Annotated in this window: 16 protein-coding genes, 6 pseudogenes and 1 other annotated feature; of the genes and pseudogenes, 9 read left to right on the top strand and 13 right to left on the bottom strand. The window is 65.6% G+C overall.

What is annotated here, in order from left to right; translation table 11 throughout:
* Positions 1-43: 43 nt before the first annotated feature.
* The 3 genes and pseudogenes from ON20_RS03670 to ON20_RS03665 all read right to left on the bottom strand — a co-directional run bounded on the left by ON20_RS03670 (position 44) and on the right by ON20_RS03665 (position 2,255).
* Positions 44-865, bottom strand: coding sequence for a helix-turn-helix domain-containing protein (locus tag ON20_RS03670; protein ID WP_040833460.1), 822 nt, complete (start codon positions 863-865; stop codon positions 44-46).
* A pseudogene (locus ON20_RS40195) lies at positions 850-1,157 on the bottom strand (Tn3 family transposase); the annotation flags it as partial. The gene ON20_RS03670 and the pseudogene ON20_RS40195, both read right to left, overlap by 16 nt.
* A 108-nt stretch (positions 1,158-1,265) precedes the next feature.
* Entirely contained in the window at positions 1,266-2,255 is a 990-nt protein-coding gene (locus tag ON20_RS03665; RefSeq protein WP_051161552.1) for a LysR family transcriptional regulator, read from the bottom strand.
* Between the two features lie 81 nt (positions 2,256-2,336).
* On the opposite strand from ON20_RS03665, the gene ON20_RS03660 reads away from it, so the two are divergent.
* Positions 2,337-3,278, top strand: coding sequence for a TIGR01777 family oxidoreductase (locus ON20_RS03660; protein ID WP_157228675.1), 942 nt, complete (start codon positions 2,337-2,339; stop codon positions 3,276-3,278).
* 525 nt (positions 3,279-3,803) lie between these two features.
* Here the strand turns inward: ON20_RS03660 and ON20_RS03655 are convergent.
* From ON20_RS03655 to ON20_RS03635, 6 genes and pseudogenes are all read right to left on the bottom strand, one after another.
* A complete protein-coding gene (locus tag ON20_RS03655) occupies positions 3,804-4,712 on the bottom strand; it encodes a MerR family transcriptional regulator (protein WP_040833459.1) in 909 nt (302 codons plus the stop codon).
* A 59-nt stretch (positions 4,713-4,771) separates the two neighbouring features.
* Entirely contained in the window at positions 4,772-5,044 is a 273-nt protein-coding gene (locus ON20_RS03650) for an integrase core domain-containing protein (RefSeq protein ID WP_157228674.1), read from the bottom strand.
* A gap of 29 nt (positions 5,045-5,073) precedes the next feature.
* Positions 5,074-5,424, bottom strand: a pseudogene (locus ON20_RS40415) (DDE-type integrase/transposase/recombinase); the annotation flags it as partial.
* Positions 5,339-5,716 (bottom strand): hypothetical protein, encoded by a 378-nt coding sequence (locus ON20_RS32780; RefSeq protein WP_051161547.1) that lies wholly within the window; start codon positions 5,714-5,716, stop codon positions 5,339-5,341. The pseudogene ON20_RS40415 and the gene ON20_RS32780, both read right to left, overlap by 86 nt.
* Positions 5,624-5,753: a sequence feature (AL1L pseudoknot), on the bottom strand. Its footprint overlaps the gene before it by 93 nt.
* The gene (locus ON20_RS03640) at positions 5,713-6,039 is read right to left on the bottom strand and encodes a transposase (protein WP_051161561.1); all 327 of its coding nucleotides are present in this window, start codon (positions 6,037-6,039) and stop codon (positions 5,713-5,715) included. It overlaps the preceding feature by 41 nt. Before ON20_RS03640 ends, ON20_RS32780 begins: the two co-directional genes overlap by 4 nt.
* 133 nt (positions 6,040-6,172) lie before the next feature.
* On the bottom strand, positions 6,173-6,403 hold the full coding sequence (locus ON20_RS03635; protein WP_051161545.1) for a helix-turn-helix domain-containing protein: 231 nt from the start codon (positions 6,401-6,403) through the stop codon (positions 6,173-6,175).
* 82 nt (positions 6,404-6,485) lie between these two features.
* Here ON20_RS03635 and ON20_RS03630 point away from each other — a divergent pair.
* Positions 6,486-6,788 (top strand): annotated as a pseudogene (locus ON20_RS03630) (IS30 family transposase); the annotation flags it as partial.
* Positions 6,789-7,073: 285 nt separating this feature from the next.
* Here ON20_RS03630 and ON20_RS03625 read toward each other — a convergent pair.
* A complete protein-coding gene (locus ON20_RS03625) occupies positions 7,074-8,270 on the bottom strand; it encodes a nitric oxide synthase oxygenase (protein ID WP_174361849.1) in 1,197 nt (398 codons plus the stop codon).
* Between the two features lie 678 nt (positions 8,271-8,948).
* Positions 8,949-9,203: a DUF4145 domain-containing protein gene (locus ON20_RS03620; RefSeq protein ID WP_051161541.1), complete on the bottom strand. Its 255-nt coding sequence runs from the start codon at positions 9,201-9,203 to the stop codon at positions 8,949-8,951.
* 172 nt (positions 9,204-9,375) lie between these two features.
* Between ON20_RS03620 and ON20_RS03615 the strand changes: the two are divergent.
* Together ON20_RS03615 and ON20_RS37770 are read left to right on the top strand one after the other, a co-directional pair.
* Positions 9,376-12,389, top strand: a pseudogene (locus ON20_RS03615) (Tn3 family transposase).
* Positions 12,390-12,539: 150 nt separating this feature from the next.
* Complete coding sequence (locus ON20_RS37770) at positions 12,540-12,869, top strand: IS3 family transposase (protein WP_051161539.1); 330 nt, start codon at positions 12,540-12,542, stop codon at positions 12,867-12,869.
* Here the strand turns inward: ON20_RS37770 and ON20_RS03605 are convergent.
* Positions 12,851-13,903 carry an IS110 family RNA-guided transposase gene (locus ON20_RS03605; protein ID WP_040833457.1) on the bottom strand — a complete coding sequence of 351 codons (1,053 nt, stop codon included), beginning with the start codon at positions 13,901-13,903 and terminating at the stop codon, positions 12,851-12,853. The genes ON20_RS37770 and ON20_RS03605 overlap by 19 nt on opposite strands.
* 249 nt (positions 13,904-14,152) lie before the next feature.
* On the opposite strand from ON20_RS03605, the pseudogene ON20_RS36055 reads away from it, so the two are divergent.
* Positions 14,153-15,036 (top strand): annotated as a pseudogene (locus ON20_RS36055) (IS3 family transposase); the annotation flags it as partial.
* A 94-nt stretch (positions 15,037-15,130) separates the two neighbouring features.
* Here ON20_RS36055 and ON20_RS03595 read toward each other — a convergent pair.
* Positions 15,131-15,493 carry a MerR family transcriptional regulator gene (locus ON20_RS03595; RefSeq protein ID WP_040833456.1) on the bottom strand — a complete coding sequence of 121 codons (363 nt, stop codon included), beginning with the start codon at positions 15,491-15,493 and terminating at the stop codon, positions 15,131-15,133.
* Between the two features lie 67 nt (positions 15,494-15,560).
* Here ON20_RS03595 and ON20_RS03590 point away from each other — a divergent pair, with 67 nt between their 5' ends.
* The 4 genes and pseudogenes from ON20_RS03590 to ON20_RS03575 all read left to right on the top strand — a co-directional run.
* A complete protein-coding gene (locus ON20_RS03590; protein ID WP_040833455.1) occupies positions 15,561-16,361 on the top strand; it encodes an alpha/beta fold hydrolase in 801 nt (266 codons plus the stop codon).
* A 5-nt stretch (positions 16,362-16,366) separates the two neighbouring features.
* Positions 16,367-17,593 (top strand): MFS transporter, encoded by a 1,227-nt coding sequence (locus tag ON20_RS03585; RefSeq protein ID WP_040833454.1) that lies wholly within the window; start codon positions 16,367-16,369, stop codon positions 17,591-17,593.
* A gap of 431 nt (positions 17,594-18,024) precedes the next feature.
* Positions 18,025-19,026 (top strand): recombinase family protein, encoded by a 1,002-nt coding sequence (locus ON20_RS03580; RefSeq protein ID WP_040833453.1) that lies wholly within the window; start codon positions 18,025-18,027, stop codon positions 19,024-19,026.
* Positions 19,027-19,116: 90 nt separating this feature from the next.
* Positions 19,117-20,562: pseudogene (locus ON20_RS03575) on the top strand (Tn3 family transposase); the annotation flags it as partial.
* Positions 20,563-20,604: the final 42 nt, after the last annotated feature.

Genomic DNA, 20,604 nt, shown 5'->3' with positions numbered 1-20,604 from the left:
GCCCCCAAATTAGCGTGTCGTGAGCTGTCTCTCTTGTAAGAAATCAATCGGCCGGCAGCGGCCAGCCGTCCAGCGCGCGGCCGGGATGTTCGCTCAAGAACCGCCGCCGGACTTCGATGTATCGGGTCGGCGTGAGCCCGGTGAACGCCCGGAACTCGTGGCCGAAGTGGGCCTGGTCGAAGTAGTCTGCGCCACCGGCGAGGTCGCCCCAGTCGATCGGTCCGGCGGGGTTGATCGCGAACACGGTGGCGGTGAAGCGGTAGGTGCGGGCCAGCCGCTTCGGCGTGACGCCGATGAGCTCCTTGAACCGCTGTGCCAGATGAGTGCTGCTGACACCGGCTGCCACGCTCAGGTCGCCGATCGCCACCGCCCCGCTGGTCGCCGCGATGACGCTGCTCGTATGGCGGACCAGCCCCAGGCCGGCGGTCTCGCACAGCCGTCGCACCAGCTCCTCCTCGAGCAGCGTCAACATCTCGTGCGGTCCGTCCGCCGTGGCCAGCCGGTCTCGCAGCTCAGCAATGGCGGACCGGCCCCAAACCTGCTCTACCGTCACCGGCCGGTCACGCAGCTCGGCCGCGGGCATCGGCAGGAACGGCGCCGGCCCCCACGGCTTGAAGTGCACGCCGACGGACCGGGTCCGGAGTGGGTAGCCGAACTCCAACGCGCGGGTGGGCATGGTGACCACGCAGCCGTCGGCGTACTCGACCGTCTCGATGTCGGTGCCGGCGCGGATGCGGAACGGCGCCCCGAGGTTGACGATGAGCAACGCCGCCGGCATCGGCGGCAGCGTCAGCCGGGCGTACGGCGGCGCACCCTCCAGGTAGTAAAGGTCGTCGATCAGCCCGTCCAGCGGCGGTCGCGGCACTCTGGATTCGCCGAGATCGCCTGATCGAACAGCGCGACCACCTCGTCGCCGACTGCGCCGGCACCGTCAACAGGATCGGATAGCGGCGCTGCGGATCCCGCCGCTCCAGAGCTTGGCCGGTCAAGCGGCGGCCCATCGTGGCCAGGAACCGGCGCCGCTCCGCGGGCAGCACGGTCATGTCCAGCTCGTGAGCGCCGAGCCCGCGCAGGAACTCCAGCTTCGCGGCCTCGGCCTTCACCGCCGACGCTTCCACCGGACCGGTCGACAACCAGCGCAGCCGCGACATACCCAGCTCTGGTCAACGTCCAGCAGTGTGTCCAAGGCCGCCGTCCCGCAGCACGACTCAGGAACACCCGGCCCGACCAGGGTTTACGCGAACTCCGTTGTTTCTGCGCCATTACTACAGAGACCCCTTTTTACGAACACTGAACGGATCGGCCTTGGCGGATCCCGCGGGCGGGGATGAGAGATCGCACCGATGATCCCCATGACTCCGGCCGCGACCGCCCTGAATACCGGTGGTCGTCTCGGCGTGGTCGGCTTTTCGGAGGATTTCGAGGAATCTTTGTGCGGGCGTGGAGAGGGTGGCCGGGTCCCAGATGACACTGATACCGGCGAGTTCTGGGGGGTCGATCGGTACGGTGACGACTCCCGGTAGCTGTAGCCGGGTGACCGACCGTGGCGCGCAGGCGATGCCGATTCCGGTGGCCACCAGCGCGAGCATGGTGTCGATCTGGTCGGCTTCCAGCACGATGTTCGTGTTATCGGCGTAGTACTTTGCGTGCAGTTCTGGCTCGGCGCGGCGGGAGAGCACGATGCGTGGTTCGCCGCGGAGGTCGGCGAAGGTGAGGGAACGGCGGTCGGCGAACCGGTGTCCGGCTGCCACCAGCGCCGTCAGCGGTTCCTCGGTCACCGCCGCGCACGCGAATGCGGTGGTGTCGTCGCGCCTGGTGACGAAGGCCAGGTCGCAGCGGCCGGCGGCGAGAGCGGTGATGTTCTCGGCCGAGGTGCCGTGTTCGATCGACAACTCCACGCCGGGGTAGGTGCGGTGGAACAGCGCCAGTGCGTCGGGAACGGGGGTGAGCGCGGTCAACAGTGTGAACCCGAGTACGAGACGGCCGGTCTGGCCGTCCGCGGCCTTGCGGGCGGCGTTCGCGGCGTGGTCCAGACTTTTCAGAGCATGCCGGGCATGTTCGAGGAACTGCTGTCCGGCCGGGGTCAGCGCGACCTTTCTGCGGGTCCGCGCGAACAGCGGAGCCCCGATCTCCTCTTCGAGGGCCTTGATCGTCTGGCTGACCGACGATTGCACCACGTTCAGCCGGGTGGCGGCCCGACCGAAGTGCAACTCGTCGGCCAGTGCGAGGAAGACGTGAATGTGTCGTAGCTCCATACCGGTTATCTCTGTGAGTGATCAATTCGCACAAAAAATATCGTTGGACAGATTACTGCGGTACAGCGAATCATCGGTGTGGTGAAACACAAACGAGTGGTGGTCACCGGAGCCACCGGAACCGTCGGAAAAGCGTTGTGCCGCAGACTGGCCGACCGGGGCGATCAAGTGGTGGCCTTCGCCCGCAATACAACGGCTGCCCGGGCGAGCCTGGGACCGGAGCCGACTTACGTGTGCTTCGACCTCGGTTCGGACGGGAGCTGGACCGAGGCGCTCGAAGGGGCCGATGCCGTAGTGAACCTTGCCGGCGCGACCCTCTTCAAACCGTTTACCGGGCGCCGCTATCTGGACAACGTCACCCAGCAGCGCATCGAGGGAAGTCGTCGGCTCGCGGCCGCGATCGCGCGTACCACCGAGGCGCCGAAGGTGTTGGTGCAAGCGTCGTCCGTCGGCGTATACGGCTTCGGCGCGCTATCCGACGAGCCCGTCACAGAACAGACGAGCGCCTACGAGGGAGTCCACTCACGCGGCTCAGCGGCATGGGAAGCAACCGCCGAAATCAGCGGTATCCGCGCCGTGCTCATACGGATGGGCTATGTCCTCGCCCGCGACGGAGGCGGCCTACCGCACCAGATCCAGCGATTCCGTTCCGGCAAGGAAGCCTATTTCGCGCCGGGGACCCAGTGGTCTTCCTGGATCCACATCGACGATCTCGTCTCTCTCATCCTCTGCGCGCTCGACGACGAAACCATGGCCGGTCCCTACAACTGCGTATCACCCACCCCGGTACGTGCCGAGGATTTCGCCGGCACGCTCGCCGCGGTCGTCGGCGCGAACCGCCCCCGCAAGACGCCCTCCCTGCTCGCCCACGTCATTCTGGGTGCCGGCGCCGATATCGTCCTGCGCGGTCGCCGCGTCGTACCCGAACGGCTACAGGCGATGGAGTTCCGTTTCCAATACCCGACACTCGACCCAGCAATCCGTTCGCTCACCCCCGAATCCCACTCGCAGAGTGGCGCATAACGTCAGCGGGCAGATCGTTGATGAGCTCCGAAGCGAGAGCGTCAACAGGCGCATCGCCGCCGAGGAGCCGACCGGGTGAGCCCACGGTCACCACGGTCCGCAACGCCATCGGTGCAGCGAGCTCGAGGAGCGGCCCGAGCTCCGGCCCACGGTGCCCGAGTCCCGGTAGTGCTGACGAAGTTTCGGTCGGATATAGCCGCGACCTGCTCTGATCCGGTTTCCGGCTCAGATGTTGGGGTGGTCGGCGTCAAGGGCTCATCAGCGGTGTGGTCCGTGAGACCCCCAGCAGTCGCGCGGCGGATGAACACCGATCTGCGACACTCCGCTGGAGGGTGAGTGTGAGCCTTCAGTTGGTTGAGGTGGTTGGGGGGTACGGGGTCCAGATTCGCGAAAAGTCACGTCAAGCCGCTACCGCAGATAAGGGCTCATTATCTGCGGTACCGGCTTGGCGCCGGATTCCGCAGAGCTGCATCACGGGGTGCCGGCAAGGGTCGACGAAGGGGATAACGACCCCTCTCCCTGTGGTCAGGCGTGGGCGCGCAGCGCCTCGATGAACCATTCCCACGCCGGAACTTGCGGCTTACGCTGCGGCCAGCCGTTGAGGACTGCCAGCAGTTCCCAGTACCGCTCGACCCGGCGGTCGGTGAATACCTCTATCTGATCGGCCAGCCGCCGGCGCTCTGCAGCAGGCAGGCCGGCGTCGATGATCTGTTCCAGGATTGCCTTGCCACGGTTGGATTCGGGTGCCACGCCCTCGGCGACCGCGAGTTCGGCGTGCCGGGAAACGCGGGCCCGGTCAACGGTGATCTCGGGTTCGGCGTCGCCGGCGCCGGTCACCGCCATGTGACGGCAGCGCGCCTGGAAGTCGGCGTCGGCCACCAGTTCGGCCAGCTCGATCCAGGCATCCACCTGTTCCGGGCTCGGGTCGTCGGGGAGCTCGGCGGGAAGTATCCGCATTCCCTGGGCGATGTTCGCTCCCGGCGCGTCGTCCGGTATCCCATCGAACGTGGCATCGACGAAGTCGTCGATCAGCCGCTGACGTTCGGCGGCGGACAGTTTGGCCATCTTGTGCATGATTCTCATCTCCTCGGTCGAACTTCTGCGATGAGCGACCGAACGCAGCACCGCGCGCCGGACCCGCAGGGTGCGTATCTCGGCGTCCAGGGCGCGGACGTGCGAGGCGGCGACATCGGCCACGGTGGTCTGCCGCAGCAAGACCTTCCGGACAGTTACCAGGTCCAGGCCAAGCTCCCGGAGCGTGCGCACCAGATCGAGCCGGGCCACCGCCTCGACGTCGTAGAGCCGGTAGCCGGACGGCGACCTGTCGGTCGGCGGCACGACTCCGGAGTCCGACCAGAAGCGGATGGTCCGCACCGACAGTCCGGTGCGGTGGGCCAACTCGCCGATGGTGAACAGTGCGTCGCGGTCACTCACAGGAACAGCCTCAACCTTCCAGTCGGTGGAGAGTCAAGGCGATTTTGCCCGCATCGGCGCTACAAGCAGTGAACCGTCACGGGTAGGGGACCGGCTTCGGTTTCAGACCAGCGCCGGTCGGCGTGGCGGATGAGGTAGTCCAGCCGGGAATGCAAACGTGCGTTGTTGTACCGGTCGCACCACTCCATGAGTGCGAATTCGACCTCGGTGAGCGTCTTGAACGGACCGTGCCGGTTGACGACCTCGGTTTTGAACAGGCCGATGATCGACTCGGCCAGGGCGTTGTCGTAGGCATCGCCAACCGAGCCAATAGAAGCCGAGAGACCTTGCACGGCAAGTGATTCAGTGACCGCACGGATGTGTATTGCGACCCGGCATCCGTGTGAAATATGAGGCCGGGCTCGACCGGATGACCGTAATGATCACGTCGCCAGACCGCCATACTGAGCGCCTTGGTGACCAGGGCGGTCGTCTTCGAGCTCGCCGCGGTCCAACCGACGATCGCGCGGGAGTAGGCGTCGAATACGAACGCCACATACGCCCACCCGGTCCAGGTCGAGACATAGGTGAAATCGGCGACCCACACCTGGTTCGGGGCAGCGGCGGTGAAGTCTCGGTTGAGCTTGTCACCAACACGTATCCCGTCCTTTGCTGGGATCGTGGTCCGGTGTTTGCGGCCTCTGACCACGCCATTGAGACTCAGCTTCCGCATCAACCGGTCGACTGTGCAGAATGCGGTCGACTGTGCAGAATGCCACCTCGTGGCCGTGGCGTCGCAGGTAGTGGGTCATTTTCCGGCGGCCGTACATCGCTTCGGGTGTGTTCTGCAGGTCCCGCGGGGCGTTCTCGACCGGGGCGTCGGTGATCTCACGGTCCGAGGCCGGCCGATGGCGGGCCTTTCGGTAGGTCCTGGGCGCGATCTGCACGCCGTACGCCGAAAGTGCGCGGCAGATCGACTCGACGCCGTAGACCTGGCGGTATTCGTCGATGAACCCGACGATCAACGGTGTCGCGGGTCGAGTTCCCGCGCGAAAAAACTCGAAGCCAGCTTCAGGATCTCGTTGGTCTGCTCGAGCTCCCGGTTCTCTTTCCGCAATCGCGCCAACTCGTCCCGCTCGACCGACGACAAGCCCGCCGATTCCGGCGCCCCGGAGCGAGATCCCGTCTCGAGGGCCTTCTTGATCCACAACCTCAAAGTCTCGTGATGCACATCGACCAGCGGGCCGATCGCACGGGCAGCGGCATAGGCCGACCCGTACTCATCGAGCCGCTCCAGAGCCAGGCGCACGGCCTTCTCCCGAACCTCGGACGGGTAACGCTTCGACATGATGGTGACCATCTTCCTCCACGAAGGAAGCGGCCCCCAACCCGTGACGGTTCATGTGTCGACAGGACTCGGTAGCAATGGCGGAAAATCCAACGAAGTTGCCGCTAGCACCGATACAGGCTGTTATCGCCGGTCAGGACGATGTTTCGGCCCGCCGGCGACGCTTTACTGGATAGGACAACAGCGACGACACCGACCCGATCGAGATCCCCAGCTCGTCGGCGATCTGCCGATAGGTCGCCCCTTGGGCCCGCAGCGCCTGGGCACGGTCCCGTTTGGCCTTCGCGCGGGTCTCGTAGTCGTCGCGCGGCTCGGCGATCATGCGGCGGATCGTGCGATCGGTGGTGCCGAACTGCTTGGCCAACTCACGAGCGGTCCGGCTACGTCGGACCGGACTCCGCTGATAGGTGCGTGTGCCCTACCCGGTCCGCTGGCCTACGGCCGGGCGGACCCTGACCTGGGACCGCGGCCGCGAGATCGCCGGCCACCGGGCGATCACCGCGGCGACGCAGACACCGATCTACCTCTGCAGGCCTCGCAGTCCATGGCAACGCGGCACCAACGAGAACACCGACCGGCTGCTGCGCCAATACCTACCCAAGAACGCCGACCTGCGCCGATTCGACCAGGCCGACCTCGATGCCATCGCCTGCGAACTCAACCACCGGCCCCGCAGGATCCACGGATACCGCAGCCCCGCCGAGGTCTACGCTGAACACCTGAACAGCGGTGATGCACTGACCCCTTGAGACCGCCATCATTTATTGAACATTCAGCGGGCGGCTCTATCGCCGCCATGGCCCGCACTCGGTGGGGTCGCCGTAGTATCCGCCGAAAATCGGGCGGATATGCCGTATCTCCTGATGAGGGCACCGCAAGGGAGCCCGCTCCGGCCCGTTCGATCTCTCCTTTGCGATCTGCACCGACCAGGGAGAATGGGCATATTCGTTGCTTTTTCGGCGATTAGGTCACCTTCGTCGACCGGACCCGACACGGGCCCCGCCAGCCCTCCTATGTGACCGGTGGTCGGATTCTTACCGGCGCCCCGACTGGCCATGGCGCTGACCGATGGGATCGTCGGGGCCGCGGTCAGGTGTGCTCACGGGGTCGGCGCTGGGCTGACACCCATCGTGTCGTCGGACGAAGTTGGGTCGGATGTCGGGATCGGGTGGGTCGTAGTAGCGATGGAAGGTAGGGGTCAGCGCTGCGGACATCGGCGGGTTGATCCAGGACCAGTCGGTCGGGCAGACCCGCCCGGCGGCCTCTTCGCGTTCGACATGGTCGATGAACTGCCGGGCCACGGTGTGGTGGTCGACGACGTACACCCCGGCCACGCGGTAACTGTGCAGTACGGCCCGGTTCAGCTCGACGAGCGCGCGATCCCGCCACAACGTGCGCTCGTGGCTGGTGTCCAGGCCCATCCGCTCGGCGATCACGGGCAGCATGTTGTAGCGGTCGGCATCTGCGAGATTTCGAGCGCCGATCTCGGTGGACACGTACCACCCATTGAACGGCGCCGCTGGGTAGGTGACCCCGCCGATCTCCAGGTCCATGTTCGACACTGCCGGCACGGTATGCCATTTCAGGCCGAGGTCGATGAACCACGGGTAATCCGGATGCGCGAGTTCGACCTCGTCGACCAGCTCGCGTGGCACCTCGAACCAGCGCATCGGTTCGTTCGGTGTGGAGATCAGCACCGGCAACACGTCGAACGCGGTGCCGCGGCCCTGCCAGCCCAACTCGCGGGCGAGATCGGTGACCGCAATATTCGCCGAGTCGCCGACCACGCGCCCGTCCGGGTAGCGGTAACCGGCGTAGCGGATCAGCTGTGGGCTGAGGATCCGGAACTGCGGGCTGTCGGGTTGGGCGGGCGGTCCGACGGTGATGAGGCATCGCAGCGTACGACCTTGTCTGGCCCTGCGTAGGTGTTCCCAGCAGGCCTCGGCGAGGTCGGCCGCCTCGCGTACCGTGCGAGCGTCGATGATGTCGAGCGAACGCCAGTGTTTGCGGCCCACACAGCGATCGTGGTTACGCCACGCCAACTGCGCGCCGATCCGGATCTCCTCGGTGGTCTGCCGGTAGGTGCCATGCTCACGCAGCTGGTACAGAGCCTGGTGGCGGCGCTGCTCGGCAATATGGACGAGTTCGGGTTGCAGGAAGAACTCGTTGCATTCGCGTAATCGACGCTGCAATTGCCAACCGGGCTGTGGCTTCGATTGAGCAGGGCTGATAGCGGTGGATACCGGTTGCGTTGCCGGGCAATTCACGAGACACCTCTGGATCAACCTGGGTGTGCTCGAAACAAATTGATGGGCTAGTCCCCACGCCACCCAGACCGTGCGGAACACATCGAACGCCGTAAAGGCTGTTGGACCGCCCCTATCACCGCTAGAGGTCCCTTATTATAGAGGATCTTCTTGATCGAAATTCAGAGCGGAGCCAGACACTAACACATACGACCACACCGGCGAAACCCTTACATAGGCCGACGCGAAACGAGTTGGGCACCCGGCTATACCCCTGCGGCCTCGCCACGGTTACGCCGTAGTCCTTCGCCGTGACCTCCCGGCCCAGACGCGCAATGCCCGACCAAGAGTTCCCACCCATGAGCAGGTGGGTGCGTACCGCTGACCAGCCCATATCCACCGGGTTTCGAGCTGGCGTCACATCAAGAGGCGTGTGAGTACTTCTCCGAGCGAAGAACTTTCCATGGCTCCTTCGAACGTTTACCACGCGGCAGCCCGACGCGAGACGCCGCCGATGAATTATCGTCGCCTGGTGGTGCGATCCTTGACGGCACCCGGATTCCAGGGGTTGGCGCGCCCGTTTTCGATCGAACATTCGTGTGATTTCTGACCGCCGATAAGCCGGGCATTATCGGCGGCCAGGAGCCGGAATCGAGGGGAGAATCAGGACGTCTTGCCCCGTTTCGTCGCCTGTCGCCTCCGTGCGAAGTTGGCGGGTTCGATGTAGAGGTACCTGATCATCGACAGGGTGAGGTTCTGCAGATCTTGAGCATCTCCGAGCTCGACCGGTTCGTAGGCCTCCTGATGCGCGCCAGCGTTTCCCCATGTCCGGATCTGTGTGGCCCATTCGGCGAAGGGGCCGTACAGATCCCCATCCTTGGTCATTTGCTCGATCGCGGTGGCGAGATTCGAAGCCAAGGCCTTTTCGCGGCGTCACAGGGGTCGCCGTAGTATCGGCCGAATTTCGGGCGGATATGGCGTAGTGGGCTGGTAGAGCAGGGTTTTCGTGTTCTGGGTACGGGGCGGGGTGGTTGGTGCTTGGCTTGGCTGCCGATGAGGGTTGATCGGCGGCGTGTTGGAGGTTGGGTTCGTGGCGATGAGGGTGTTCGCGGACGAGGAGTTGGAGCGTCTGCGGGGGTTTCCGGAGATCAGCCGGGAGGAGTTGTTCCGGTATTTCACGCTGACTCCGGCGGATGTGGCGTTCGTGGATCCGGGCCGTGGCCGGGGTCCGGCGGATCGGTTGGGTCTGTCGGTCGCGTTGTGCACGTTGCCGTGGCTGGGGTTCGTTCCGGATCGGTTGACCACGGCGCCGCCGGTGGCCGTGGCCCGGCTTGCTGAGCAGCTTGGGGTGGATCCGGTCCAGATCGGCTCGTACGGCAAGCGCGCCAAGACCCGCACCGAGCATGCGCGGCTGGCCGCCCAGTATCTGGGCTGGCGGCCGGCCGGGCCGCTGGAGTCCAAGGAACTGGACGAGTTCCTGCTGGCGCGGGCGATGGAACACGATTCCCCGACGCTGCTGTTCCGGCTGGGGTGTGAGTATCTGATCTCGGCGCGGGTGATCCGGCCGGGCCCGGTCACGGTAGTGGAACGGGTCGCACACGCTCGCCGCCAGGCCCAGACCGAGGCCTACGACCGGCTCGCGCACGAGTTCACCCCGGTGCGGTGCACGGAGCTGGACGCGCTGCTGGTCACCGATCCCTCGCTCGGGGTATCGCGGTTGCGGTGGCTGTCGACCGGCCCGGGGAGGCGTCCGCGCAGGCGGTGAAGGCCGAGGTCGACAAGCTGGGTTTCCTGCGCGGGATGGGCGCGGACCACCTCGATATGTCGGTGTTGCCCGCCGAGCGGCGCCGGTTCCTGGCGACGATGGGCCGCCGTCTGACCCCGCAGGCCTTGGAGCGGCGGGAGCCGCAGCGCCGGTATCCGATCCTGCTGACGGTGCTGGCGCAGTTCGCGACGGATGTGCTCGATGAGGTGGTGGCGCTGTTCGATCAGGCGATCTCGGCGAAGTTCGGCCAGGCAGAGCGGCGCATGCAGCAGGACCTGGCCGAACGCGGCAAATTCGGCGAGGACCGCCAAGCCCTCCTTGATGAGCTGCTGGCCATCGTCACCGATCCGCAGATCACCGACGAGGAGATCGGCGGTCTGATCCGCGGCGATGCGATCGGGTGGGATCGGTTGCGGGCTGCGATCGCGCAGGCCAAGCCTCGGTTGCCGCGTGATCACGGGCATCTGGCCGCCCTGAACACCTCCTACAGCTATCTGCGGCAGTTCACCCCGCACGTGCTGTCGAGCGTCGGGTTCGCCGGCGGTACTGCGGCGACAGAGTTGCTGATCGCGGTGGCCATGCTGCGGGAGCTGAACGCCACCAGCCGCCGCAAGGTGTTCGACGAAGCTCCGACCGGATTCGTGCCGGCAAAATGGCGCGGCTACCTCGAGGAGGCCCGCAAGTCCGGCAATCCCACCGCCTACCGGCACTATTGGGAGCTGTGCGTGCTGCTCGGGTTGCGTGACGGGTTGCGCAGCGGGGACGTGTTCGTGCCCGGTTCGCGCCGGTACACCGATCCGGCGGCGTACCTGCTCACGCCCGAGCAGTGGGAGCCTGCGCGTGCCGAATTCTGCCGCCTGGTCGGCAAATCCGCTGATCCGGGCCGCGCGCTGGCTGACGCGGTCGATGAACTACACGCCTCGGTCGCCGAGCTGGAGAAGGTACTCGCCACCGGCGACGGCCCGGTCCGCCTCGATGACGATGGTGACCTGGTGATCTCGCCGTTGACCGCGGAGGATGTCCCGGCCGAGGCGGCCGAACCCAAAGCGGAGCTGACCGAGATGCTGCCGTTCGCACCCATCGTGTCGCTGCTGATCGAGCTGGACAAACGCACCGGCTACCTGGACTGTTTCACCCACGCCACCGGCAAGCAGACCCGCAGCTCCGATTTGAAACGCAACCTGATCGCGGTCCTGCTGGCGAATGCGACCAACCTCGGGTTGCGCAGCATGGCCGACGCCTGCGGCATCTCCTACGACATTCTGCGGTGGACCGAGGAATGGTACGTGCGGGAGGAGACGCTGCGCGCGGCGAACCTGGCGATCATCGACTACCACCAAAGGCTGCCGCTCACCGCGACGTTCGGCGGCGGCACCCTGTCTTCCAGTGACGGGCAACGGTTCCCGACCCGCGGCCGCTCGACCACCGCCCGCACGGTCCCGCATTTCTTCGCAGACCAGGGCCTCTCGACCTACACCCATGTCACCGATCAGCACACCACCTACGGCACCAAGGTGATCGTCACGACGCGGCGCGAAGCACATTACGTGCTGGACGAGATCCTGGGCAACGCCAAGGATCTGCCGATCTCCGAGCACGCGACCGATACCCACGGGGTGACCCTGGTCAACTTCGCGTTGTTCGACCAACTCGGCATGCAGCTCTCGCCCCGCATACGGGACCTGGGCAAGATCACCCTGTACCGGCCAGGGCCACGGGCCGACATCGAATCCCGGTTCCCGTATGCCGGGCCGCTGCTGACCCGCAAACTGAATCTCAATCTGATCGCCGAGCACTACGACGATCTGCTTCGTCTGACCGGATCGCTGAAGTTCGGGCACGCGACCGCGTCCCTGCTGGTCGGGAAGCTGTCGGCGTCGAGTCGGCAGAACGCGCTGGCCGCGGCGTTGAAAGAGTATGGGGCCCTTCGCCGTACGATCTACGCCACACGCTATTTGTCGGATCCGGACTATCGGCGCAAGATCGCCCGCCAGCTCAACAGAGGCGAGTCTGTCCACGCCCTCAAACGCGACCTGCTCTACGCCCACGAGGGCATGATCCGAGCCCGGCATCTCGAGGACCAGTCCGAACAAATATGGTGCCTGACCCTAGCCACGAATGCAGTAATCGCCTGGACGACAGAATATTTCGGTCTCGCGGTGGAACAGATGCGGCGCGAAGGCCGCCGGGTCGATGACGAGGTGCTGGCGCATGTGTCTCCGGCCCACAGCGAGAACATCAACTTCTTCGGCGCCATCGAGGTCGACATCGACGCCGAGCTGGCTCAGCTCGGCCCGACCGGGTACCGACCCCTGCGAATGCGCGACAGTCTGTTCTGATATCCGACGGTCACAGTCCTGCTTGTCATCCAGCTGTGGCCGTTTCGAATCACGCGCCATGCAGCAGAGCGGATACACCCGGGGGGCTGCTGCACGGATTGGTGACAACTGAGATGGCTGGCCGGGCGGCTGGCCTGAGAGGATGTCACTGTGCCCAAGCCGTATCCGCAGGAGTTCCGTGACGATGTGGTCCGGGTCGCTCGTAACCGTGAGGACGGGGTGACGCTGGAGCAGGTCGCGGCCGATTTCGGTGTGCATCCGGTGACGTTGTCGAAGTGGATGCGCCAATCCGATGTCGATGACGGGAACAAGCCGGGCACGACTCGGACCGAGTCGGCCGAGTTGCGTGATGCGCGGCGTCGTATCCGGTTGCTGGAGCAGGAAAACGAGGTGCTGCGGCGGGCCGCGGCGTATCTGTCCCAGGCTCAGCTACCGGGAAAAGGACGCTTCTATGGGTTGTGTCAAGCGGTGGATGTTTGAAGGTGCCGGAAGATGGATCGGCAGACGTAGCGTTTGAGGCAGCGGCGGATTTCGCGGGTGGTCATGCCTTCGGTGGTGCGGCGGGTGACGTATTGCCGGGTTTGGGGGTCGAAGGCCATGCGGGTTCGGACGATGACGTCGAAGGCGCGGTTGAGTTGGCGGTCGCCGGCTCGGGACAGCCGGTGCCGGTTGGTGTTTCCCGATGACGCCGGTATCGGTGCGACACCGCCGAGGGCGGCGAATGCCGCTTCGGACCTGATCCGGCCGCGGTGGGAGTAGGCGCTGACGATGATTGCCGCGGTGACCGGCCCGACACCGGGCAGGTCTTGGAGGCCGGGTGCTGATTGGTCGGAGAGTTCGCGAAGTTCGCGATGGTTCTGTTCGAGTTGAGCGGTGTGATCGAGAATTGCGGTTGCCAGGCGCCGCGCTTCGCGCCGTGCGATCGCCCGAGCGTCTGCGACGGTGGTGTCGGCTCGTGCGATCCGCCAGGCGGCGACGGCACGGATCTGTTCGTTGGTCAGCGATTTCCGGGCGTCAACGCCGAGGTCGATGGTGCGCAGCAACGCGGTCAGGGCGTTGCGGTTGGCGGTGCGCTGCTGGTCGAGTATCGAGCGCGAGGCCAGCAGGATCCGCAGTGCTTCTCGCCGGCCGGACCGGCGGGGTTTCGTCAGCTGCTGGTACTCGAGTCCGAGGACAGCACGCGCGGCGGCTTCGGCATCGATCGAGTCGGACTTTCCTGTGCGTGCCCGATTTCTCCCGGTCGGGCGAACCTCGGTGACCTCGACTCCGGCGTCCGTCAGGGCAGTGGTAACACCGGCTCCGTAGGAGCCGGTGCCCTCGACGGCGGCGAGTACCTTCGTGTGCTTGGAATGCCGTGCGATCCAGCTGATCGCGCGGTGGTGTCCTGCCTTGGTGTTCGGGAACGTCGCTGAGGCGACGACCGCGCCGGTTCGGGTGTCGAGCAGGCAGTAGGTGTGGGTTCGGGCGTGGGTGTCGATACCGACGATGTGGTCGAACACCTCGGCGACGATCATCTGGGGCTCCTGTCGAGACGATGCGGATGCAACTGGCTCGGCTGGAGGGAGTCGCTCGGAGTCACAACTGTAACGAGTCACACCGGTGGGGTGGACATGCTTCTGATCAGGACACCCGGGCGCAGAGGCCGAACCCGGCCCCTGCCCGGACATGTCCTTTTCAAGACACCACCGACGGTGGGTCCGTTCTACCCGGAGTCACGAGCAACGGCCGGAGTCCAGCCTCTCAGCCGGCCACGGGCCGGCCGTCACCCATTACAGCTCTACCCGCTCGTGAAAGAGCTTGCCGCCGACGGGATTCCTGTGGCGGTGGCGTGCCGGGTGCTGCAGCTCGCTCGCCAGCCCTTTTACCGGTGGCTGGCCGAACCGGTGACCGCTGGCGAGGTCGCCGCTGCGTATCGGGCCAACGCGTTGTTCGATGCGCACCGCGACGACCCGGAGTTCGGCTACCGGTTCCTGGCCGATGAGGCTCGCGAGGCCGGTGAAACGATGGCCGAGCGGACCGCGTGGCGGATCTGTTCGGCCAATCGGTGGTGGAGTGCGTTCGGCAAACGGCGTCGTGGCAAGAACGGCAAACCCGGGCCGCCTGTCCACGACGATCTGGTGCAGCGGAACTTCGCCGCCGATGCTCCGAATCGTTTGTGGCTCAGCGATATTACCGAACATCGCACCGGTGAAGGAAAGCTGTATCTGTGTGCGGTCAAGGACGTGTTCTCCAACCGAATCATCGGTTATTCGATCGATTCGCGTATGAAGTCGCGGCTGGCGGTGACCGCATTGAACAATGCCGTTGCCCGGCGAGGTGATGTGGCCGGCTGCATCCTGCACACCGACCGCGGGTCGCAATTTCGTTCGCGGCGATTTGTCCACGCGCTCAACCGTTTCGGCATGTCCGGGTCGATGGGCCGGGCCGGCGCAGCCGGAGACAACGCTGCCATGGAGAGCTTCTTCAGCCTCCTCCAGCGCAACGTGCTGGATCGGCAGCCGGGGACACCCGTGAGCAGTTACGGATTGCGATCGTCACCTGGATCGAACGCACCTACCACCGACGCCGTCGCCAGACACGGCTCGGCAGATTGACCCCGATCGAATTCGAAACCATCATGTCTCCAGCAGCACCACAGGCTGCATAACCGCTGTCACCTGATCGTGCAGCAGCCCCCGGTATCGGGGTTCCGGTAGTAATCGTGGGCAGCCGGGCCAACCCGTGTGCCGGGGTGGGTCTTCTCAGGCGGAATCCGAGGATGACTCACCCTCGAGAAACGAGGATACCGCTGCGTGGTGGCTGCTGAGGGTCTGCAGGTTGGACTCGATTCGCTGCAGGGTTGTTTGTATGGCTGCGACGATGTCGGGGCACAGTTCGAGTTGTGGGCGCGAGCCGGTGGCACAGGGCAGCAGTTGCGCAACGGTATGCGAGTTGAATCCGGCGTCGAGCAGTGCCCGGATCTGGCGGACTCGCACCAGACACGCCTCGCTGTAGTCACGGTAGCCATTGCTGGTCCGTTCGGACGCGAGCAGGCCTTGCTCCTCGTAATAGCGCAATGCGCGCGTCGTCGTGCCCGAGCGGCGGGCGAGCTCACCGATCCGCATGCCGCGCCCTTCGTGGTCCGGAGTTCGTCTTGACCTTCACGCCAACGTCAACGCTTAGCTTCGTCGCATGATTTCCGATGCACAGCGTCAGCAGTTGTTGGAGCAGGTAGACGTCGTCGACAGCGGTACCGGTCCGGTGGTCGCCCTCGCCCACGGCGCCGGTGGTGGCGTCCGCGAGAACTTCGCACCACTCATCGACACCATTGCGGATCGGCGTTTCGTCGGACCGTACTATCCCGGCGCAGGCAAAACACCGCAGGCGACCGCGCCGCTGTCGATCGATGAACTCGCCGACACCGTGGTCGCGACCGCCTTGGAGGCTGGTGCCGAACGATTTCCAATCGTCGGGCTTTCGCTGGGTGCTGCTGTCGCCGTGACTGCGGCCACCCGGCATCCGGACCACGTCAGCGCGCTGGTTCTCACTGTCGGGCTGGTGTATCCGGACGCGCAGGCACGTGCACTGGTCCGGGTGTGGCGGCATCTGGCCGAGCGCGGCGATTTCGACACCCTGGCCGAGTTGCTCTTCTACGCCAACTCACCCGCAACACTCACAAGTATGTCCGAAAACGAGCACGCGGCGGCGGTCCGGCAGATCCGCGCCGGCTACCCCGTCGGCGGCGCCGACCATGTAGAACTGGTGAGCCGCACCGATATTCGGCCGCTGCTTTCCGCTGTCGAGGTGTCCACGCTCGTCGTCGTGAGTGGCCAGGACCGGGTCGTACTGCCCGATACCGTTCGTCAGTTGGCTTCCGGCATCGCCGGTGCCGAGCTGATCGAATACCCCTCGGCCGGGCATATTTTCACCCCCGCGGAAGCTGGGCCGTGGGTTGCGGACGTGTCCGCCTTCCTGGACCGCCTGCCGCGATGACACACATGGCCACAGCGCAAACGACCACGGCCGGTGCACTGTACGGACGATTGGCGGTGCTGGGCCTGGCACTGTTCGTGTACCTGACCGCCGAGCTGTTCCCGATCGGCGCATTGAACGATCTCGCCATGGGATTGCACGTGGCCCCCGCCACGGCTGGCCTCCTGCTCACCGCGTACGCGATCGCGGCCGGGGCGGCGACGCTGCCCGCAGTGTGGGCTTGCCGACAGTTGGACCGGCGCCGCGCCCTCACCATATCCCTTGTGCTGCTGGCCCTCTCGCAGGCGACATTCGGTCTGGCTCCGAACTTCACGGTCGCGGTACTGACACGCGGCGTGGCGGCGATCGCACACGGCCTGGTGTGGTCACAGATCCCCGTGGTAGCGGCACGGTACGCACCGGCCGGAATGCGCGGCCAGGCGACCGCGGCCATCTTTGCAGGCTCTTCGCTGGGCCTGATCGCTGGTGCGCCGATCGTTACCGGCCTGGCACACGAACTGGGTTGGCGCGCAGCCTCACTCGCGCTCGCTGGTGCGGCCGGCGCCACCGCGATCCTGCTGCGAGCCGCGTTACCCGCAACACCCCCACCACCGCGCGAAGTACGCACCCGTGACACCTTCGGTCTCGGACCAGTTCTCGTAGTCTGTCTCGTCACGATCGCACTGGTCGTCGGCCACTATGTGAGCTACACCTACCTGGCACTGCTGATTGCGCCGGTCGGGTTGAGTGGATCGCTGCCAATGGTCGTTCTGGCCGGGTACGGCATTGCGGGATTGTTCGGTGTGACTCTCGTCGGACGCGTACTCGATACCCATCCGCGTCACACTGCTCTCATCGTGGCCGTGACGCTGACATGCGCGGTGACGGCGCTCGGCATCGCGCACCTCGGTTGGATCGTCTTCGTCCTGGTCATGGTGTGGGGCGCCGCCGCGGCGGCCTTGCCGGTAATCCTGCAACACGCCGTCCTACGCACAGCTCCGGACGCCCCGGACATCCCGTCCGGCGCCTACGTTGTGTCCTACCAACTCGGCATCACCGGCGGCTCCGCACTCGGAGCCGCCCTGCTGAGCCACACCCCGGCCGCATCCCTGCCCTTGTGGTCTGGCATCGCGCTGGCCGCCGGAACCATCCTGATCATCACTACACCAGCCGTTTTCGGACCTCAACAGCCCTGTCGCACGGATCGGGTGCCCAGCCCGGGCAGCACACAAGCCAGCAGAAACCGCTGTTGAACAACACGATCTGTGGCATTTCAGTCTGGGTGCTCGGCATGTACGCGCGGCCCAGTCGCGGGTCGTTGGTTCGGCCTGACGGCCTTAACCTCGCACACGGACACGCCCCCGGAACAGATGCACCATCTTGCGGTAGATCGCCAGGTCGAAGACAACGAAGCATTCAATGTCCTGGAATCGGTCCTGGAATCGGCAATTGAGCAAACATACCCAGGCGCGCCGGACCCGCTCGCCGATGGCGTCAGACTTCACCGACGGCCGACGTCAGGATCCAACCACCGTAGCCAAGGTGGCGACACGCATTCTCACAAACGATCGGATACGAGAGTTCTGCGACAACCCTGGATCGACCGCAAACCCGCAGGCCGCCATTCGCAAAACTCCTCTCGAAACCTACCCCTTGTGCGAGATACTTCTGAGAGACTTCCCCCATGGACCTGACCCCCGAGCAGGCCGCCACCGCGGTAGAACAACACGGCTGCCCCAACTGCGACGCACCCGCCGGCAGCGCCTGCCGCACCCGCAGCGGCAAGACCGCCGCGAAGTACCACACCCCGCGCTTCGTACTGGTGCCCGCACTGCGCGAAGAACTCGAGGTGCCAACCCCCGCCGACCGCCGTCCCGGCCGAACTTGGACCCAAGGCACCACGCTTACCGTCGTTCCGGCACCGCCAGCCGAACGGCCGGTGCGGATCGGGTACGCCAGGACATCGACCGCTCGCCAAGAGCTGTCGAGCCAACTCGAAGCCCTTCGAAGGGCGCAGTGCCACAAGATTTTTCACGAGCAGATCAGCACCCGGGTCAAGGTCCGGCCCGAACTGGAGAAAGCGCTGGCGCTGGCCCACCAGTTCAAAGAGGCCGCACCCGGCACACCGGTCGTGTTCACCGTCCACGAACTAAAGCGCCTGGCCCGCAACGCTGCCGAGCTGATGGCGCTGTCCGCCGAACTCCAGACCGGCGGCATCGCACTCGAACTGCTCACCGGCCCGCTCACCGGCATCTACGACCCCAACGGCATGGGCGCGATGTTCTTCGCGGTCCTCGCCGTCGCCGGGCAGATCGAACGCAACTACATCCGGGAAAAGACCCTCGAGGGCCAGGCCATCGCCGCATCCGAAGGCAATCACGGCGGCCGGCCCAAAGTCATCGATGACGACTCACTCACCTTCGCCCTCGCGCTGAAGCACAAAGGCGTCCCTGTCCCAGACATCGCGAAGAAACTCACCATCAAGACTGGGAAGAATGAGGGCAGGCACCCGTCCGTCGCCTCTCTTTACCGGGCGCTCGCGGAAGCCGAGAGCACCACCGTCAACGATGGTCTGCGGCCCAAACCCGCTCGCATCCTCCGCCCCGGCGACCCGATGACGCCGGAAGAAATCGACCTGCGCAACCGCATCCAGGCCCAGGTGCTCGGACAGCCAGAAGACCGATGACGAGCTGAACTCAGCGCGGCACCCAGCCTGACCAGGGGCTTACGCCATATCCGTTGTTTTTTCGGCGAGTACTACCGGAACCCCGAGGGGTTGGCCGCGGTGACCGACGAGTTGGACGAGGCGGTCGGTGAGCTGGAGGCGGTGCTGGCCGGCGGGGACGGGCCGGTGCGCGTGGACGAGACCGGGGACATGGTGATCTCGCCGTTGACCGCCGAAGACGTCCCCGCGGAGGCGATTTCGCTCAAGGCGGAGCTGACCGAGATGCTACCGTTCGCGCCGATCGTGTCGCTGCTGATCGAGCTGGACAAACGCACCGGCTACCTGGACTGTTTCACTCACGCCTCTGGCAAACAGACCCGCACCCCGGAACTCAAACGCAACCTCATCGCGGTGCTGCTGGCGCACTCGACGAACCTCGGTTTGACGCGGATGGCGGAGGCCTGCGGCATCTCCTACGACATCCTGGCGTGGACGGCGGAATGGTATGTGCGGGAAGAGACCCTGCGCGCGGCGAACCTGGCGATCATCGACTACCACCAGCGGCTGCCGCTGACCACGGTGTTCGGCGTCGGCACGCTGTCGTCCTCGGATGGTCAGCGGTTCCCGGTGCGCGGCAAGTCGACCTCGGCGCGGGAGATGGTCATCCACGGCGGCCGGGTGCTGTCGACCTATACCCGTGTCACCGATCAGCACGCCACCTACGGCACAAAGATCATCGTCGCCACGAAACGCGAAGCACACTACGTGCTCGATGAAATCCTCGGCAACGCAGCGGATCTGCCGATCACCGAACACGCGACCGACACCCACGGCGTGACCCTGGTCAACTTCGGGCTGTTCGACCTGCTCGGGATGCAGCTCTCACCCCGGATCCGGGACCTAGGGAAGATCACCCTGTACCGGCCCGGCCGTCGCCGTGAGACCGAGGCCCGGTTCCCGCACGCCGGACCGTTGATGACGAGGCGGGCCAACCTGGAGCTGATCGCCGAGCACTGGGACGATCTGCTGCGGTTGGCGGGGTCGCTGAAGTTCGGGCACGCCACCGCCTCGCTGCTGGTCGGCAAGCTGTCCGCGTCCGGGCGGCAGAACACCCTGGCCACCGCGCTCAAGGAGTACGGAGCGTTGCGGCGCACCGTCTACGCCGCCCGCTACCTGTCGGACCCGGACCATCGGCGCAAGATCTCCCGTCAGCTCAACAAGGGCGAGTCGCTGCACGCGCTGCGGCGGGACTTGCTGTATGCGCACGAGGGCATGATCCGCGCCCGCCAACTCGAGGACCAGACCGAGCAGGCGTGGTGCCTGACCCTGGCCACCAACGCCGTGATCGCTTGGACCACTGAGTATTACGGACTCGCAGTCGGTCAGATGCGTCGAGCCGGACGGCGTATCGACGACGATGTCCTGGCGCCCATCAGTCCGGCGCACAGCGAGAACATCAACTTCTTCGGCGCGATCGAGGTCGACATAGACGCCGAGCTGGCCCAGCTCGGGCCGACCGGCTACCGGCCGCTGCGAGTGCGCGACACGTTGTTCTGAACCTGCTCTTCGCAGCCGGGCGCCGGGGCCCGGGCTTGTCGG

This window comes from Nocardia brevicatena NBRC 12119 (genome assembly GCF_000308495.1).
Classification (GTDB): domain Bacteria; phylum Actinomycetota; class Actinomycetes; order Mycobacteriales; family Mycobacteriaceae; genus Nocardia; species Nocardia brevicatena.
This window is presented reverse-complemented; position numbering and strand designations above follow the sequence as displayed.

What these genes read in the sequence shown, in the direction of transcription:
- ON20_RS03665 (WP_051161552.1), bottom strand. Translation starts at nt 2,255, where the DNA reads ATGGAGCTACGACACATTCACGTCTTCCTCGCACTGGCCGACGAGTTG.
- ON20_RS03640 (WP_051161561.1), bottom strand. Translation starts at nt 6,039, where the DNA reads ATGTCGAAGCGTTACCCGTCCGAGGTTCGGGAGAAGGCCGTGCGCCTG.
- ON20_RS03605 (WP_040833457.1), bottom strand. Translation starts at nt 13,903, where the DNA reads ATGATCGTCGCCGAGGTGTTCGACCACATCGTCGGTATCGACACCCAC.
- ON20_RS03595 (WP_040833456.1), bottom strand. Translation starts at nt 15,493, where the DNA reads ATGCGGATCGGTGAGCTCGCCCGCCGCTCGGGCACGACGACGCGCGCA.
- ON20_RS03590 (WP_040833455.1), top strand. Translation starts at nt 15,561, where the DNA reads ATGATTTCCGATGCACAGCGTCAGCAGTTGTTGGAGCAGGTAGACGTC.
- ON20_RS03585 (WP_040833454.1), top strand. Translation starts at nt 16,367, where the DNA reads ATGGCCACAGCGCAAACGACCACGGCCGGTGCACTGTACGGACGATTG.
- ON20_RS03580 (WP_040833453.1), top strand. Translation starts at nt 18,025, where the DNA reads ATGGACCTGACCCCCGAGCAGGCCGCCACCGCGGTAGAACAACACGGC.